Annotated in this window: 6 protein-coding genes, 1 pseudogene and 1 other annotated feature; of the genes and pseudogenes, 2 read left to right on the top strand and 5 right to left on the bottom strand. The window is 48.0% G+C overall.

Going from position 1 to position 17,695, the window contains the following annotated elements; translation table 11 throughout:
• Positions 1-6: 6 nt before the first annotated feature.
• The 4 genes from EKN56_RS21355 to EKN56_RS21370 form a co-directional block, all read right to left on the bottom strand.
• Positions 7-3,456, bottom strand: coding sequence for an Ig-like domain-containing protein (locus EKN56_RS21355; RefSeq protein ID WP_246019868.1), 3,450 nt, complete (start codon positions 3,454-3,456; stop codon positions 7-9).
• Between the two features lie 96 nt (positions 3,457-3,552).
• Positions 3,553-4,722 (bottom strand): Ig-like domain-containing protein, encoded by a 1,170-nt coding sequence (locus tag EKN56_RS21360; RefSeq protein ID WP_246019870.1) that lies wholly within the window; start codon positions 4,720-4,722, stop codon positions 3,553-3,555.
• Between the two features lie 3 nt (positions 4,723-4,725).
• Positions 4,726-9,444 (bottom strand): Ig-like domain-containing protein, encoded by a 4,719-nt coding sequence (locus EKN56_RS21365; protein WP_322091104.1) that lies wholly within the window; start codon positions 9,442-9,444, stop codon positions 4,726-4,728.
• 6 nt (positions 9,445-9,450) lie between these two features.
• On the bottom strand, positions 9,451-12,183 hold the full coding sequence (locus EKN56_RS21370; RefSeq protein WP_246019874.1) for an Ig-like domain-containing protein: 2,733 nt from the start codon (positions 12,181-12,183) through the stop codon (positions 9,451-9,453).
• Positions 12,184-12,936: 753 nt separating this feature from the next.
• Here EKN56_RS21370 and raiA point away from each other — a divergent pair.
• Complete coding sequence (raiA, locus tag EKN56_RS17335; protein WP_130592956.1) at positions 12,937-13,275, top strand: ribosome-associated translation inhibitor RaiA; 339 nt, start codon at positions 12,937-12,939, stop codon at positions 13,273-13,275.
• A 160-nt stretch (positions 13,276-13,435) separates the two neighbouring features.
• Positions 13,436-13,572: a sequence feature (Phe leader region), on the top strand.
• A gap of 31 nt (positions 13,573-13,603) precedes the next feature.
• Positions 13,604-14,761, top strand: coding sequence for a bifunctional chorismate mutase/prephenate dehydratase (gene pheA / locus EKN56_RS17340; protein ID WP_130592957.1), 1,158 nt, complete (start codon positions 13,604-13,606; stop codon positions 14,759-14,761).
• A 481-nt stretch (positions 14,762-15,242) separates the two neighbouring features.
• Here pheA and mrcB read toward each other — a convergent pair.
• Positions 15,243-17,573, bottom strand: a pseudogene (gene mrcB, locus EKN56_RS17345) (bifunctional glycosyl transferase/transpeptidase); the annotation flags it as partial.
• Positions 17,574-17,695 lie beyond the last annotated feature (122 nt).

Genomic DNA, 17,695 nt, shown 5'->3' on the forward strand with positions numbered 1-17,695 from the left:
TACTGCTTAAACCAGATTAACGTGCAAGCCCTGCTGAACCAGAACATCTCCTAATGTGTTATTTCCCTGAGATGAGTTGTGATAAACATCGTAAATCACCCCACCAATGGTGCTCTGTCCATTTAAGTTCCAGATATCTCCCTGACCATGAACCAGATTGACCTTATCGCCCTCAGAACCCTTAATCAGTAGCTGCTCCTGAGTTGGATCTTTAACGTTAAGCGCCTCGTTCAGATTCAGAGTGATACTGTTGCTACCGGACAGCCCCAGGTCGAAGATGTCGATATTGACAATCTTCTCGCCCAGTTGGGTAAGATCCAGATGGAGATTAGCGCCATCCAGTACCAGAGTATCGACACCCGCGCCGCCATCAATAAAGCCAAAGCCAAGGGTACTCAGATGAATCACATCGTTTCCACTGCTGCCCTGAACGCTGGTTCCGCTATTGTGGGTTCCATCAGCTAAATCGATGGTTACCCCGCCAATAGTGAAGGTTCCCGAAGCGACGACCGCACTCTGCTCTGTACCAGATGAAACATCGTGCTTTTCTGAGGTCAGCGAAGAGGTCAGTCGCTCTTCCGTAGTGCTTTCTGTGGAGAGAGATTGCGTAGTATGTAAAGCATCAGAATTAGCAGCAGCATCCACTTCATGCATCAATGGTTCTGCCTGTGCGGCAACCGCCAACGGAGGCAGATTCAGCACGGTACCCAATCCTAAATCTACGCTAAAACCATTTTGTGCCTCATCCTGTGCAGACAGATGAAGAATCGGCGACAGTAGATTCAACGTCAGTAACTGAGCCAATGTCAGATGAACATTAGCACTCCAGCTTCCATCGGCTTTAACCTGAGCAGTAAGCGAAGCCAGACCCAGCAGTGTAATGTTTACATCGGCCCCCACTTTCAGGTTGCGTGAGCTACCGCCAATGGTCAGTCCTTTAGATAATAGAGTTGCGATATCCAATGTGGCTAATGGGTTGTAAGAGAGCAATGGTGGACTCAGCTTAACGTAAACATCCTCACTTGCAGTTTTGGTGTTGCCCACTTTGTCGGTTACCGTCACGCCTACGTGCAGTGAACCATCTTTCAATAAGTTCAGCACGCTGGGTGGTAAGTTCAACGACCAGGTACCGTTTGAACCCACCGTCGCGGTGTAGTTAGTACTACCCAACGTCACTACTACGCTACCACCGACTAAATTACCCAGCGTCCCGCTCAGGATTTGCGTTTGTCCCGCATCGAGGATATTCAGAATGCCGTCATTACCAAACAGATTATCCAGCGAAACACTCGGTAAGTTGTGAGTGATAACATCCAGCTTACCAACCGCATTGGCCACTTCTCCGGCGGCGTTGGTCAGGGTTGCCGCTACGTTGAAGTTACCGTCCGCCAGAGCCGACAAATCAATATTTGGTACGCTCAGCGTCCATTTACCATTGGCATCAACCGTAGCGGTGTAGTGGTTCTGACCCAGAGTGATATTAACGATGGAACCTTGTGCATTGGTAGAACTACCGCTAATCACCTGAACGTTGAGAAGATCCTGAGCGTTCAGGTTGCCATTATTAAAGATACTATCCAGCGATAAGGTTGGCAGCACATGGGAAATAACATTCAACAGCCCACTGGCGGTAGCTTCGTTCCCCGCTACATCTTTAACCGATACGTCAACGTTAAAGTTACCGTCTAATAATGCTTTCAGATCCAGAGGGGGTATTGATAATGACCATGCACCACCAACACCCACTTTAACGGTATATGCCAGACTACCCAGCTTCACGCTGATCTCCGTACCAACCGCCAGATTGGTACTGGTGCCGCTAATTACCTGCGATGTCAATAAATCCACCAAGCTAAGAATGCCATCACCAAAAATCGAACCAATGGAGATGGTTGGCAGACTGTGAATAATCGTATTCAGTGAAACTCCCGCGCTGGCGGTATTACCTACTCCATCACTGACCGATACGCTGACGGCTAATGGCCCATCAGGTAATAAGTTCAGAACATTGGTGGGGATCGTTGTGCTCCAGGTACCATTTGGATTAATCGTCGCCGTTAAGGTGTTCCCACCAACCTTAATAGTGACACTACCACTGGTAAGATTGGTCACGGTTCCGCTGATTAGCTGGGCAACGCCTGCCTCCAGATGGTTAAGGAAGCCATCACCGTTAAACAGAGGATCAAGAGTAATTTGCGGCAGGTTTTTCAACCCAACCACTACGCTGGCACTACCGGTATTGGTATTTCCATCCGGAGTGGTTATGGTAATTGCCGCCGTAAGAGGACCATCCGGCAACTGAGACAAATCGGATGGCAACAGAGCGATAGAGAACGAACCATTTGCCAGCGTAACGCCCGCGAAGGTTTTTCCGCCCAGCACAACGCTAACTTTGGTTCCTTCCGGTGCATTGCCGATGGTTCCACTGATTAGCTGTGATGTGCTGGCATCTACTGCATTTAACAAACCATCACCAAATACGGATACGGTTTGCAGCAGCGGTGCCAACAGTGACAGATGCACACCTGCACTCACATTTACCGGGTTATCAGCAATATCGGTAGCGCTGGCTGAAACGGTAATGTCTCCGCTACCGATACCTTTCAGAATATTAATAATTGATGGCGTTAGCTCGGCGTTCCAACTGCCGTCTGCTCCGACGACGGCAGTGAGCGTTGAGGCACCGCCAATGCTTAGGGTAATGGTTCGCCCCGCCAGCCCTGTCGCAGTACCACCGATTGATACTAATCCCAGCAGATCGCTCAGGCTCAATACACCATCACCAAACAATGGATTAAACTTAATGGTTGGCAGGTTATGGGTAATAACATCCAGATCGATAGATTGTTTAACCACGTTGCCGGCAGCATCCGTGACCGTCACACCCACTTTGGTAATACCGTCCAGCAGCGAGGCTAAATCCGCTTTAGGAATCGATACCGACCAGTTACCGTTGGCATCAACGCCCGCACTATAAGTATTGGTACCCAGCGTTACGCTAACCGTGGTTCCCGCCGCCATATTGCCAATGGTACCGCTAATCAATTGATCCAGCGCGGTTTCGGCTTTATTCAGGAAGTTATCCCCAAACGCAATGATATTGTTGATGATCGGCAAATCAGTCAACGCTAATCCAACATGAATCAGCTTATCAACCGTATTTTCATTGGCATCAGTAATACTGACATTAACATCAAGCGTTTTTGCCGTCAGACCCAGCCATAAGTCAGGGGTAAGATCGATACTCCACTTACCGTTATTACCTACATTAGCCGTGAAGGTTTGCCCCAGAATGGTTACGCTAACCTTCGCTCCGTTATAGTCACCGGTTGCGGTGCCCGTCAGGGTTTGCGTCAGCAATGACTCTGCCAGATTCAAAATTCCATCCGGGCCAAAGATAGTACTGATTCCGGCACCCAGTGAGCTGTTTAACGCGACGTTTAAGCCAACATTCACCGAAGTAACATTACCGGCGCTATCCCCTACGCTGACATTAATAACCTGTGGTCCATCCGTCAGTGTTTCTAATCTTACGGTTGGGAAATTGACATTTCAGTTGCCGTTCTCATCAACAATGGCGGACAGTTGCAATGGCCCCAGCGTTACCGTTACGGTATCACCCGGATCGCCTTTCCCACCTAATGGCAAGCCCAGCAGAATTTCCGCCGCCGTCAATACGCTGCCCACACCGAGCGCATCCACCGTCAGGAATGGCGTAATGGTGTCTACCGTAATCGGATGAGTCACGCTGGTGAGGTTACCCGCCTTATCCGCCAGTTCTACCACGATATCCTGAGGCCCTTGCGGTAACGTTTTCAGTTCCGCAGAACTTAGTGACAGGCTCCAGCTACCATCACTTTGCACCTGAGCATAATGGGTTACGCCATGTATCTTGATTGACACATTGGTGCCAATTTCACTGCCGGTGCCGCGAAGAATCTGTACGCTTCCGGCTTCAGAGGCGTTAAGCACATCGTTTCCGGCAAACACACCTACCGTAAGTTGAGGAGGAATTCTGTCAACCAGAATATTGGCTGATGCAGTTACCCCACCAACGGTTGATGCAGACAGAACATAATTACCATCCGGCAACAGCGCGATGGAAGGAATAGTGACACTCCACTTACCGTCTGAATCAATAGTGGCGGCAGGAATCAATAAACTACCAAGGCTCAGGTTAATAATTTGTCCAACCATCGATGGATCGGCGGTTCCGCTGATGGTCAGCACGCCGCCGGATTCGGTCAGATTAATCGCATTGTCGCCTGCTACCGGATCGAGGGTCAGGAACGGTGTTGGTACCGAGGTATCTACCGTTAATGTTATCGCCGGTGCATTCGCACTGTTACCCGCTTTATCCGCCACGGTCGCGGTAATTTGCCCTGAAGCCAGCTGCGCCAGCTCAGTTGGTGTTAATGCAATTGACCAACTGCCATCGGTAGTGACCTGTGCACTTCGACTCAGGCCACCAATAGTAATTTGCACCGTTTGCCCTACTTCTACATTGCTGGTAGTACCGCTTAATATTTGAGTCTGATGACTTTCCGCATAGTCCAGAATGTTGTTACCGGCAAAAGCATTGATAGCGATTGTTGGTGGTGTCAGAGCGAAATGCGCCAATCCGCTTACGCTATTGGTATTCAGCGCTTCATCCGTTACGGTAACCACAATCGCTTTATCGCCGTTACCTAACCCTGTTAACTCACTCGATGTCAGGGTCAAAGACTAGGTGCCGTTGGCGTTCACTATTGCATCATGATCGATACCGCCAATAGAAACGCTGACTTTGGCTTTACTCGGATCCCCGACGACATTCAGTTGGCCGGTTAGCGTCTGATTAACACCGGACTCACTGATATTAAGATAACTATCACCAAACGGCGTTGCTAACGTTGGCTGCGGCAATGAGAACTGGGTCGAGAAATTCTGGCTGATAGAGGTGCTGTTACCCGCTGCGTCAGTGACCGTCAGACTAATCGGATAGGTACCACCATTGGTTAGCGTTGACAGTGCATTAGCCGGAATATTGGCTGACCAGTGACCGTTGGAATCAATCGTTGTTGGATAAGAAATGCCGTTAATGGTTAAAGTTAACGTTGCACCCAGTCCGGAAATATTGGCGTTGGTGGTCCCGGAAATTACCGAACTATTTACCGCCTCACTCAGGTTAAGAATGCCGTCACCAAACGGCGGCGTGATGGTCAGGGTTGGCAGCGTTAATAGCGCATCAAAGCTGAGATCCTGTTGAGAGGTATTCCCCGCTTTATCCGTTACTTTCACCTGAATATCATGTTCACCGGTTCCTAACGCATTTAGCGCCGTACTGTCTAAACTGACACTCCATTGACCTGTGGCGGATACCGTAACGGTTTGCGGTTTACCATCAATCGTTACCGTCACCGTTTGACCGGCACCGGTTATCCCGGTGGTGCCGCTAATAACCTGTCCGGTTAAAGCATTAGCCTCCGCAATATTCAGTAAGCCATCACCAAAAGGCAGATTAATTTTGGCATTAGGAAGTGTATGGGTCAGTACCTCTACCGATGCATTGCCGTTCACCGTATTGCCGGCGCTATCCGTGGCAATAATAGTGACAGGCCAGGTACCATCCGGCAGCGCCGTCAGATCGCCGGAAGTCAAGGTCAGGCTCCAGTTACCGTCATTATCCACGGTAGCAGAATAGGATTGACCGTTGACACTCACCGTTACGCTTTGGCCCGCTCCGCTCACATGAGTTGAACCGGTAAGCGTTCCGCCCGCTGCCGCTTCAGTTGCATTCAATATTCCATCAACAAACGGCAAATCAAGGGTTGGTGCCGGTAAATTATGGGTCACCGCACTGAAGGTTAATTCACTGCTGGTTGTACTATTACCAACCCGATCAGATAACGTCACGCTGATGTCGTGAGAGCCGTCCGCTAAAGCCAACAGTACATTTGGTGGGAGCAGAACCGTCCAGTTGCCATTGATATCAACCGAACCGGAATATTTAGTGCCATCAAGAGTGACTTCAACCGTTTGCCCCAGCCCCGTCAGACCTGACTTACCGGTTAGGATCTGCCCGGCAGTGGCTTCAGATAAATTCAGGATGTCATCACCAAACAGAGGTGTTTTAAGCTCGGAGGTGGGTAAGGTATGTACCAGTGCATCCAGTGAGCTTAACACCGAGGTGGTATTACCTACGGAATCTACTGCAGTAATAACAATAGGAACCGTGCCATCAACTAAAGACAACAGTGCGCCAGGAGGTATGGTTGCGCTCCAGTTGCCATCACCGGTAACCACCACCGGATAGTTTTGGCCACCAATGGAGATAGTGATGGTTCCCGTGGCACCCAGTGCTGTAGTGGTACCCGTAATCACTCCGCCTGCGGTTGCCTCAATAATATTGAGTAAACCATCGGTAAAAGGCTTATCCAGCGTCACTACCGGCAGTGCAGTGGCTACCGTCAGATTAAGTGAGCCCGAACTGATATTACCGGCGTCATCGGCTACCGATACCGTTATCACTGAGACTTTGCCGGATGTTAACGCTAACAGCTCGCTGGCTGATATCGCTAATTCCCAGTGCCCGCCGCTATCAGCAGTAACCTGAGTGGTCACACCATTCAGCGTGATATTCACTTTCAGACCCGCTTCTGTGGTACCACTTAATAGCTGACCCAGCGAAGCCTCGTCAAAATTCAGAATATTATTTCCGGCAAAAATATCGATAGTTAACAATGGTGGAACGGTATCGACCTGAATCGTATGGGTAACAGTGGCAGGGTTGCCTGCCAGATCGCTCACTTCAACCGTCACCGTTTGTAAACCTTGTGGTAATCCCTGAACGACCTGAGCCGGAAGAGTCAGAGACCAGTTACCGTCGGCATCAACAACGGCGGTGTACTTCACATTGTTGAGCGTTACAGTGACAATTTGCCCTTGTGTCACGTTTTGAGTAAATCCACTAATTACCACATCGTTTTGCGCTTCCGACCTATCGATAACGTCATTGCCCGCAATGATATTAAGATGAAGTTTCGGCAGATTAGCACTATTGGCAATAACGCTAACGGCATGGCTGTCTTGTGCAGTATTGCCCGCAATATCGGTGACGCTTACCGTGGCATTTAATGTTCCATCAGGTAATTGTTGTACATCAGCAGCGGGTATCGTGTAACTCCAGCTACCATCAGGCTGAATGGTGGTGGTGTAAGTCTTACCATTCAGAGTAATAGTTACGGTCTGGCTCACTTCGATATAAGCCGATGTACCCGAAATCACCAGAGGATCTGCCGACTCCCGCGCATTGATATAGTTATCGCCGGAGATTGCATTGATATGCACTACCGCAGACGTATCAAGCGTAAAGGACTCCGGGGATGTCGTGGTATTACCGGCCACATCGGTCAGGCTAACATTGACATTCACCGTACCATCGGCAATACCCGCCAGTTCCCCGACGGGCAACATAATCGTCCAGCTACCATCAGACTGAACGATACCTGAATAGGTGACGCCAGTAGAAGATAGGGTTAGTAGCACCAGTTGCCCTGCATCATCCGGAGAAGCAAGACCACTAATCGGAATAGCGGACTGAACGTCTGATGCATTAACAATATTATCGCCAGAGACAACATTCATTGATAACACCGGTGGTGTCCGATCGATAATCGCTACACTGTTCAGGGTTGAGCTGTTACCCGCTACATCTGTTGCAACCACAGTAATTGGCTGCTGACCATCGCTTAATGCAGCTAAATCAGCGCTGGGGATCGTCACTTGCCAGTTACCGTTACTGTCAACGGTTGCAGCATAATCAATGCCTTTGATGGTGACCGTGACATTTTGCCCACTGCCGGTAACTCCGGTTGAACCACTCAGGGTTTGATTCTGAGTTGATTCCTGCAAATTCAGATAGCCATCGCCAAAAGGAAGATTGATGCTGGCATCAGGAAGAACCGTGGTGATGACCGTAAAGTTATGGCTACCGGATATCACACTTCCTGAGTTATCGACGGTTGAAACCGCTATACTGGCGGTACCATCGGCTAACGCCAGTGCATCCTCCATGGCAATGGCTACAAACCACGATCCATTAGGCAGAACGCCTGTAACGTAAGATTTTCCGTTCAGGGTCAACGTTAACGTCGTGCCAGACAACACACCGACTGATGAACCAGTGATAAAGAAGCCATGGCTTGCTTCGGCCAGATTGAGGTAGTCATCCCCGGTAACCGGGGCAATCGATATTGAACTGGCCAGCGTATCGACGGTAAATTCATGGGTTGTCGATGCACTATTACCACTGAGATCGCTGACGCTAACCTGAAGATTGTAATCACCATTAGTTAACGCAGCTAAAACGGAAGATGGTATTGAAACGGCCCAATTTCCCCCGGCAGTGACTACGCCATAATAAGACTGACCATTCAACACCACGGTAACGGTTTGCCCTTCTTCAACGTTAAGAACTTTACCGGTGACTAACTGATCGGATTGCTGTTCAGCAGCGCTGAGTATGTCATTACCGGCAAAAGGATAAACACTGATTAGCGGTGCACTAAATGGATTAGCATTAATTTCTACCGGATGCTGAACCAGTGCGGTATTTCCGGCAACATCAGATACGCTGACCTGAATATTTTGTTGTCCATCCTGTAGTGCAGCCAGATCGGCGGCTGGAATATTAACGCTCCAGTTGCTGCCATTTACCGTGGTGGTATAGGTTTTACCATTCAGGGTCACGGTGATGACCTGACCGTTTTCCGCTCCTGATACGGTACCTGACAGGGCTTGATCAACTAATGCCTCAGCAATATTGAGGCGATCGTCGCCGGTAAAGCTATTTACCGTTAGCAGTGGCGGTAATCTGTCAACGGTCGCCGTTGTCAGTAACGTACTGGTATTACCGGCAGCATCATTAAACGAAACGCTTATTGAAACACTGCCTTCCGAAAGCTGTTGTAATGCCTCTGTCGGTAAAGTGACACTCCATAGCCCATCCATACCAACACTGGCCTGATAAGTATGGCCATCTATCGTCACATTGACGACCTGCCCCGAACCATTTACTCCCATACTACCGCTTAAGATTTGGCTACTTTGACTTTCTTCTGCATTCAGGTAACCATCACCAAATGGGGTATTAAGGGTTAATTCCGGCAACCCATGAATGATAACGGTGAAATCATGGCTGGTGGTCACTGTGTTACCGTCACTATCCACCACTGAGGCGGTAATGGTTGCTTTGCCATCCTGTAACAGTTGCAAATCAGCGCTGCTGACAGAAACCTGCCAGGAGCCATCCTGCTGAACAATACCGGTATAGGTTTTACCATTCAGAACGACCATAACCACTTGATTGGGGTCAACATGGCTGGTAGTACCATTAATTACCAATGTCTGAGTAGATTCTTGTAAATTCAGATAATCATCCGTCGCTACAATCGCAATGGTGATTCCACCCTAACTATTATCAACGGTAAAACTGTGATTTGCTTCAGCAGTTTGGCCGGCAAGATCGGTAACACTAACCAGAATATTAAAGGTGCCGTTAGCCAGCTTAGCCAGATCCTCAGCAGGAACCATGATGCTCCAGGAACCGTCGGCCAATACTCTGGTAGTATAAGTTTGGCTGTTAAGCACTACGGTAATCAGGCTGCCGGTTTCTGCATTGGTGGTAGAGCCACTCAACACTTGAGCGGTTTTTACCTCTGACCCATCCAGTACATCATCACCAGTAAACGGCTGGATAGTGACGCCAGGCAATGCCGTTTTAACACCAATAACCTGTGAAATTTGAGTGCTATTGCCGGCTAAATCTTGCAGTGAAACCGTAATAGTGTAATTACCACTGCTCAGCAGTTGCAGATCCGCTGATGGTACAGATGTACTCCACTGCCCATTCGCACCAACCAATGCCTGATAAGATTTACCATTTAACGTGATAATGACCGTCTGTCCCTGTTCAGAAATCGAGGCTGAACCAGATATTGTCTGGGTTGTTGCCATTTCAGAACTGGTCAGAATATTGTCAGTAGCAAAGGCTTTTATCGCCAACGTTGGTGGAGTGGTATCCACCACGATATTACGGGTTATCGAACCGATATTACCGGCAATATCGGTCGCTTTGACCACCAGCGGGAAGCTACCGTCAGACAGCAGTTGTAAGTCCCCGTTTGGAATATTTACGCTCCAGTTTCCTTGCACATCAACGGTTGCCACATAGCTTTTTCCGTTCAGGGAAACCACTACCGATTGTCCTGCGCCCGTCAGGCCCGATTTTCCCTGCAGGGTTTGGCTTAATAACTCTTCAGCAGCATTGATAATCCCATCACCAAATGGCGTATTCAGCGTTGGTTGCGGTAACTGATTAATCAGAACGTTTAAAATATGTTCCGCACTAAAGGTACCGGCAGGTGCCGTTACCGCTGCGGTGATCGTTGTTGCGCCATCACTTAACAATTTCAGATCGCTTGATGGTACCAGCGCACTCCAGTGGCCAGAACCATCGACAATCGCCTGATAGCTTTTACCATTTAAAGTCACAATAACAACAGAACCCGCATCCACACCGGTGGTTACCCCGTTGATGGATAAGCTCTGCGTGGCTTCCACCGCGCTCAGGTAATCATCATTCGATACAATCGCAATGGAAATCCCGGGCTGATCAAGATCGACAACAAAAGTATGGGTATTGGTAGCCGTTTGCCCATCAAGATTGGTCACCGTTGCCACAATGGTGTAAGTACCGGAAGAGAATTGTTCCATTGCGCCGGCAGGTATTGTCAGATGCCAACTACCGTCAGCATCAACCGTAGCCAGATAGGTTTGTCCTCCACTCGATAAAGAACGTGCCAGTGCACTGCCATCAGAAATATTGACCACCACCGAGCTGCCAGGTTGGGCATTCTGTGTCATACCGCTCAGAACTTGATCGGTCTTCGATTCCGCACTATCAATCTTATCATCGCCACCAAAGGTATTGATGCTAATGGCTGGTACCGTAATTTTGACAATATCCAGCGACCCGTTGGCACTGTTACCCGCGGCATCACTGGCGGTAGCATTCAATGTGTAATTGCCGTCTGCCAGCGCCTGTAAGTCAGAGCTGGAAATCACCGTTTGCCAGTTTCCTTGCGCATCTACCGTGGCGGTATAACTATTTTGTCCGAGCGTAATAGTGACTATCTGACCTTCGGCCCCTATCGCTGTTCCGCTAACGGTTTGATTCGCCGTTGATTCATTTGCATCCAGCGTATTATCACCGGCAAAAGTGGAAATTGTCAGAATCGGAGCCGTGATGTCTACCGTAAAGTCATGACTATCCTGCGCGGTTAATCCAGCCTGATTACTCACGCTAACCTGAAGTGAAGTTTTTCCATCGGCGAGCAATTGTAGATCTGCCACGGGAACGCTGATTTGCCAGCTTCCATCGGCTGCAACCTGTGTTGTATAGGTTTTACCACCTAAGGTGATGGTGACCGTTTGTCCGGCTTCTACATGAGTTGTAGAACCACTTACCGTTTGAACAGATTTTGCTTCAACGGCGTTAAGTACATCATCCGTTGCGAAAGGATTGACCGTGATGGTTGGCGCCGTAGCACTACTGTTTCCGCCATTATCACCACCACTACCATTATTATTACCGTTATTTCCACTATTGTTGCCACCATCACCGTTTCCGAGATTACCACCGTTATCCTGGTCGCTGCTGTGGTGCCCTCCGCCCCCGGAACCGCCCGCAGCAATAGCAATGCCGGCTCCAACCGCCAGAGCACCAAGAATACCGGCAATCGCTGTTGCCGATAATCCATCGTCAATCAGACTATCGGCACCAATAGTTGTATAAGTGGGTGAAATGGCTTCCGCTGTCGCTGGCCCGGGTAGATCCGCCAGTGGAAAGACGGCATGGTTGACCTCTTTGCCATCATCAAATACCAGTTCACTGTGTTCACCTTTTTCATCAAGGGTAAAGAACCCTTGATAGCGCACGGTACTGCCATCTTTCATATGAACAATCAGATCGTTTCCCTGTCGCTCATAGCTGGAAACTAGCGCAGGAGTACCATGAATTCGCACTACACTGGATTGAGTTAATGTAACTACCTGACTTCCCTGAGTATAGTGTGCCAGTTGAGCACCATTATTACGGGCGACAACTTCAACAGTTCCTAAGACGCTATTTTCCTGAGCCATTGCTAACCCCTTGTTATATACGTTGGGTAAATGTGCCGTAAAAAACGACATCAGTAAGTGCTCTCCGATAACTCTTTGGTTATCAGAGAATGAATCTCAGTCCGAGGGGAAAAAATATCCATAAAAGAAAATATGCAATAATGAGTTTTCATTATTTTATTTATAGATATATAAGCAATGATTCTCATTTTGGCAAAATAAATACAGAAAATTATTTCAATCAATTAATTCATGAAATAATTTGAAATACCAAAATAAAGAGATGACAGTAACAATCAAATAAAAACAACAAGATAAAAACAAATCAATGAATTAACAAATAATGTAAAGCAAAGGCAATAAATTAAGTGAAAATATAAAAACACACGTTAACAAATAGACGTTAGTATCAAAAAATATCCATATAATAAATCAGGTAAATAAATTTCATGTCACTTAAAAAAAGCCGGATAGATTATGGATAAAGTGATAACAAAATAAATGGTATATAACCAAATGAAAGATGGAAGTAATTGATCAAAAAAGGAGAGTGACGAACTTTTGTACAGATTCAGGCAAAATACACAATCACTAATACTGCTTGAGCTATACTCAATATACAAGTGGAGAGTGATAAATCTTTATGGCTATCACACTTCTGTCATCTTTGTTTTAGGGTGCCACAAAAATTGATCCAGATCACATAATTGTCTGGCTACATCGGTATTCTAAAATCATATCTGACGGCAATTGACTGACAAAGAGGTAGGTTATATGACATTAAATATTACTAGCAAACAAATGGACATTACACCGGCAATCCGTTCACACGTCGAGGACCGTCTTAAAAAGCTAGATAAATGGCAGGCTCAGTTAATTAATCCGCATATTGTGTTATCGAAAGAACCTAAAGGTTTCGTGGCCGACGCAACAATCACTACGCCAAATGGCCCTCTGGTGGCAAGTGCTAAACATGAAGATATGTATGCCGCTATCAATGAGCTCCTTCTGAAGCTCGAGCGGCAACTGAATAAAGTACAGCACAAGAGTGAAGCCCGGCGTACTGAGGGCAGCGTGAAAGAGGCCAATTTGCAACAGCTTGAAGAAGATTAATCATTTTATTTGTTTTCTCAACGCGCCCTCCGGGCGCGTTTTTTTATCCCTAATATTCGTCTTTCACGGTCAACCATAACTCATGAAGCAATAATAGCGGTTGACAGAACTAAAACCTCGCGGTTAAGTTAGAGGCATCATTTATTGGAGTTTTATTATTTATGTACCGTATACCGTTTTTCTTCGCTTTCTTTTTTAGCGTCCCCTGACTGGGAGGCAATTCGTCCGTGGCTTGGAAACGAGCAGAGAGAAAGCGAAGACGAACATTAAAGCCTCCCACCGGGGGGCTTTTTTATTGGATAAGATAAAAATAAGGTAAGACGACATCATGAGCGATAACCCATTATCAGGGCTGAGAGAACGTATCACTGCACTCGATCTTAAATTACTGGAGCTATTGGCCGAGCGCCGTGATTTAGCGCTGGACGTAGCCCGAACCAAACAGTCAACCCATCTGCCTATTCGTGATAAAGAACGCGAACGCGATCTGTTAAAACGCCTGGTGGAAGAAGGGAAAAATCATCGGCTTGATGGTCACTATATTACCCGTTTATTCCAAATCATCATTGAAGATTCAGTGTTGACCCAGCAGGCTCTGCTACAGCAGTATGTTAATCAGGACAAACTTAGCTCAGCGCGTATCGCATTCCTTGGACCAAAAGGTACCTACTCCCATCTGGCTGCGCGTCAATATGCGGCGCGTCATTTTGATACCTTGGTTGAATGCGGCTGCAATAAGTTTGACGACATTTTCCGGCAGGTAGAAATCGGTCAGGCAGACTACGGTATTCTCCCTATTGAGAACACCAGCTCGGGCTCCATTAACGAAGTCTACGATCTGCTGCAGTCTACCAATCTGTTTATCGTGGGTGAATTAACCAATCCGATTAATCACTGTCTGCTATCGTCGGTAGATACTGACCTGAGCCAGATTGAAGTGGTATACAGCCATCCACAACCTTTCCAGCAGTGTAGTCAGTATCTAAATGGCTTCCCGGACTGGAAAATCGAATATTGCGAAAGTACCTCAGCGGCAATGGAAAAAGTTGCCAGCCTGAAATCACCTAAAGCAGTGGCGCTGGGCAGCGAACCGGGTGGCGCACTGTATAACCTTCAAGTGCTGGAACACAGTCTGGCTAACCAAAAAGATAACATTACCCGCTTTATTGTGGTGGCACGTAAACCGGTTGAAGTTGCGCCACAAATACCGGCGAAAACCACCATTATCATGGCCACGGGTCAGCAGTCTGGTGCACTGGTAGAAGCCCTGTTAGTCCTGCGTAAACACGATGTGGTGATGACTAAGCTGGAATCCCGTCCTATTAACGGTAATCCGTGGGAAGAGATGTTCTACATTGATATGCAGGTAAATCTGGAATCGGAATCCATGCAGAAAGCGCTGGAAGACTTAACGCCGATTACGCGTTCGGTGAAGGTATTGGGATGTTATCCGAGTGAGACAGTGGTGCCGGTTAAAGTCAATTAGTTGATTTGAGTATGAGTAAATCGGCTTTATTGGGTATTTCGGCTGTAATGGTAATGTACCAATTACGCGTTCAGTGAAGGTATTAGGGTGCTATCCGAGTGAGACAGTGGTGCCGGTAAAAGTAAATTAGTTGATTTGAGTATGAGTAAATCGACTTTATTAGATATTCCGGCCGTAATGGTAATGTGCCTATATCACCTTCGGTGTGCGGCCGGAAGGACCATATACTCAGCTACAGAGCGTGTCGGGCCTAGATTCCCTAGGGGCGGTTATGAAACACCTTGCGGTGTTTCACCCTGACGGGCCAGCGCTTGCGCCAAGTCGACCCCAACGGCAATCTCTCCCTCCAATTGCCTATGCTAAAACATAAAACTACACCATCAGACTTTGTCATTAATCTAAGGCCGCTATATAGCGGCCTTACTATTTAAAATCATTAGAGTAATACCATTACTTTAATGACAAACAGCAATAACTTTGGCTACCCACCAAACATATCCCTTACCCAATCAGGAACGCTGCTTTCACTCTGCTGTTGTGGTTGCTGTTGCTGCTGTTCAACCGGCTGTTGCGGTGCCACACATAGGCTTTCAGGGCTATCTGTCCAGACCGGTAACCGGCGGTCACCGCCGTTACAGACAAAGTTTCCATTACTATCGGTGCCCATCATACTGATGTGTTCCGGGGGCGTTAAGGTCAGTACCAACGGAGTTTGGTTTTCCAGATAGCGACGGTACAGGGTTAATGCACCGTTAGCACCCGTCAGCTTCGCCGGGCCGTTATTATCACGGCCAACCCAGGCAATAGACACCTCTTTACCGTCAATTCCCACAAACCAGCTATCGCGCAGGTCGTTGGTGGTACCGGTTTTTGCCGCCAGGTTATAGTTACCAAACTTACCCGCCAGTGAACGAGAGGTTCCGCGAGCAACACCTTGCTGCATCGCATAGAGGGTCAGATAAGCTGCCTGAGGTTCCACTACGCGCTGAGCCTGCGGCAGGCTTTGGAATAACACGGTGTTATCTTCAGAGAGTACAGAACGCAGAACCGAAAGTTTCGCCCGCTGACCACCACTACCGATAGTTTGATACATCTGTGCGGCTTCCATTGGCGTCAGGCTGGTTGAACCCAATAACATCGCCGGAACGGTTTGAATGGAGCTGTCCGGCACACCCAGACGCTGAAGCATATCTTTTACTTTATCCAGACCTAAATCCAGACCAAGATTAACCGTAGGGATGTTCAGCGAGTTGGCCAGCGCATCAACCAGCATCACTCTGCCTCGGAACTGGCGATCATAGTTTTGCGGCTGCCACGTCTTACTGCCGGGAATATTGACCGACAGCGGTTCATCTTTCAGCCAGGTATTTAAACGATAGTTGCCGGGTTCACTCAACGCTGTCAGGTAGGTTGGTGGTTTAGCTAAAGAACCAATCGAGCGACGAGCCTGAACCGCACGGTTAAAACCAGCATACTGCGGTTGGGAGCCACCAACTACCGCTCGAACTTCCCCACTAAAGCGGTCAACCACCACCATTGCCGCCTCTAAATCTTTTACATTACGCGCAGCTCGCAGAGCAGGAATACCCTCTTCCACCGCTTTTTCCGCCGCATTCTGTGACACCGGATCCAGCGTGGTAAAGATCTTCACGCCGGACAGATCGTTAACTTTATCCCCCAGCTTTTCCTGCAGTTCATTATGCACCAGCTGCATAAACGCAGGCTGAGGTGTAATCACCCCACCGCGCGGCTGAACACCCAGCGGACGAGCACTCAATACGCCATACAATTCCTGATCGATGACATTTTGCTGCTGGGCTAAACGCAATACCAGATTACGCCGCTCCAGAACGATATCCTGATTCTTCCACGGGTTATACAGCGAGGCGCCTTTTACCATACCCACCAGCATCGCCTGCTGATCGACACTCAACTCATTAATCGGACGACCAAAGAAATAGAGACTAGCTAACGGGAAGCCTCTAATTTGATCGGCTCCGCTCTGCCCCAGATAAACTTCGTTCATATACAGTTCAAGAATACGCTCTTTGCTGTATCGGGCATCCAGAATAATGGCCATATAGGCCTCGCGTAATTTACGCGTCAGAGAACGCTCATTGGTTAAGAACAGGTTCTTCACCAACTGTTGCGTTAAGGTACTTCCCCCCTGAACGGTGCGACCCGCAGAGAGGTTAGCTAATACCGCACGACCAATAGAGAACAGGCTGATACCGTCATGGCTATAGAAGTTACGGTCTTCTGTGGCAATCAGCATATCTGCCATGGGATAAGGGAAACTTTTACCGGCCACAAACAGACGCTGTTCGCCATTAGGGGCCTGCAACATAGTGATTAGCTTAGGATCGAGACGGAAGAAGCCGAACTCACGTCCGGTATCCAGATTCACAATGCGTGACAATCCGGCGTTATTAAACTCCAGACGGGCACGAATCTGCTCTTCTTTGACATCCGGAAAATCAAACGGACGGCGTAACATCTCAATATTATTATTCTGAACGGTATATTCGCCAGGACGGGTGATTTTAGTGACATAGCGATACTGCATGCCATTAAGCAAATCCACCATCTCTTTCTTGCTGTAGGACATACCCGGTTCGAGGTTAACCATGCGGCCATACACTGCTGCAGGTAAATTCCAAACCTTACCGTCAATGCGGCTACGGATTTGTGAGTCAAGATAGACACCATAAAATGCCAACAGGGCAATAGCCACGATCGCCAGCTTAATACAGAGGCCAAAGGTGCGGCGTAGCCAACTCGGCTTACGGGATTTTTTAACTTTAGGCGGCATGAATAGCTCCCGATATCATTGCGCTTTTCCTCTTGAATTCAGTCATCATCATTTAGCTTCACTACAGGTAATAAATTGCGGGCGTATTGTACCCTAATTAGCCGACAGGGTAGACCATTGGT

This window comes from Limnobaculum zhutongyuii (assembly GCF_004295645.1).
Taxonomy (GTDB): Bacteria; Pseudomonadota; Gammaproteobacteria; order Enterobacterales; family Enterobacteriaceae; genus Limnobaculum; species Limnobaculum zhutongyuii.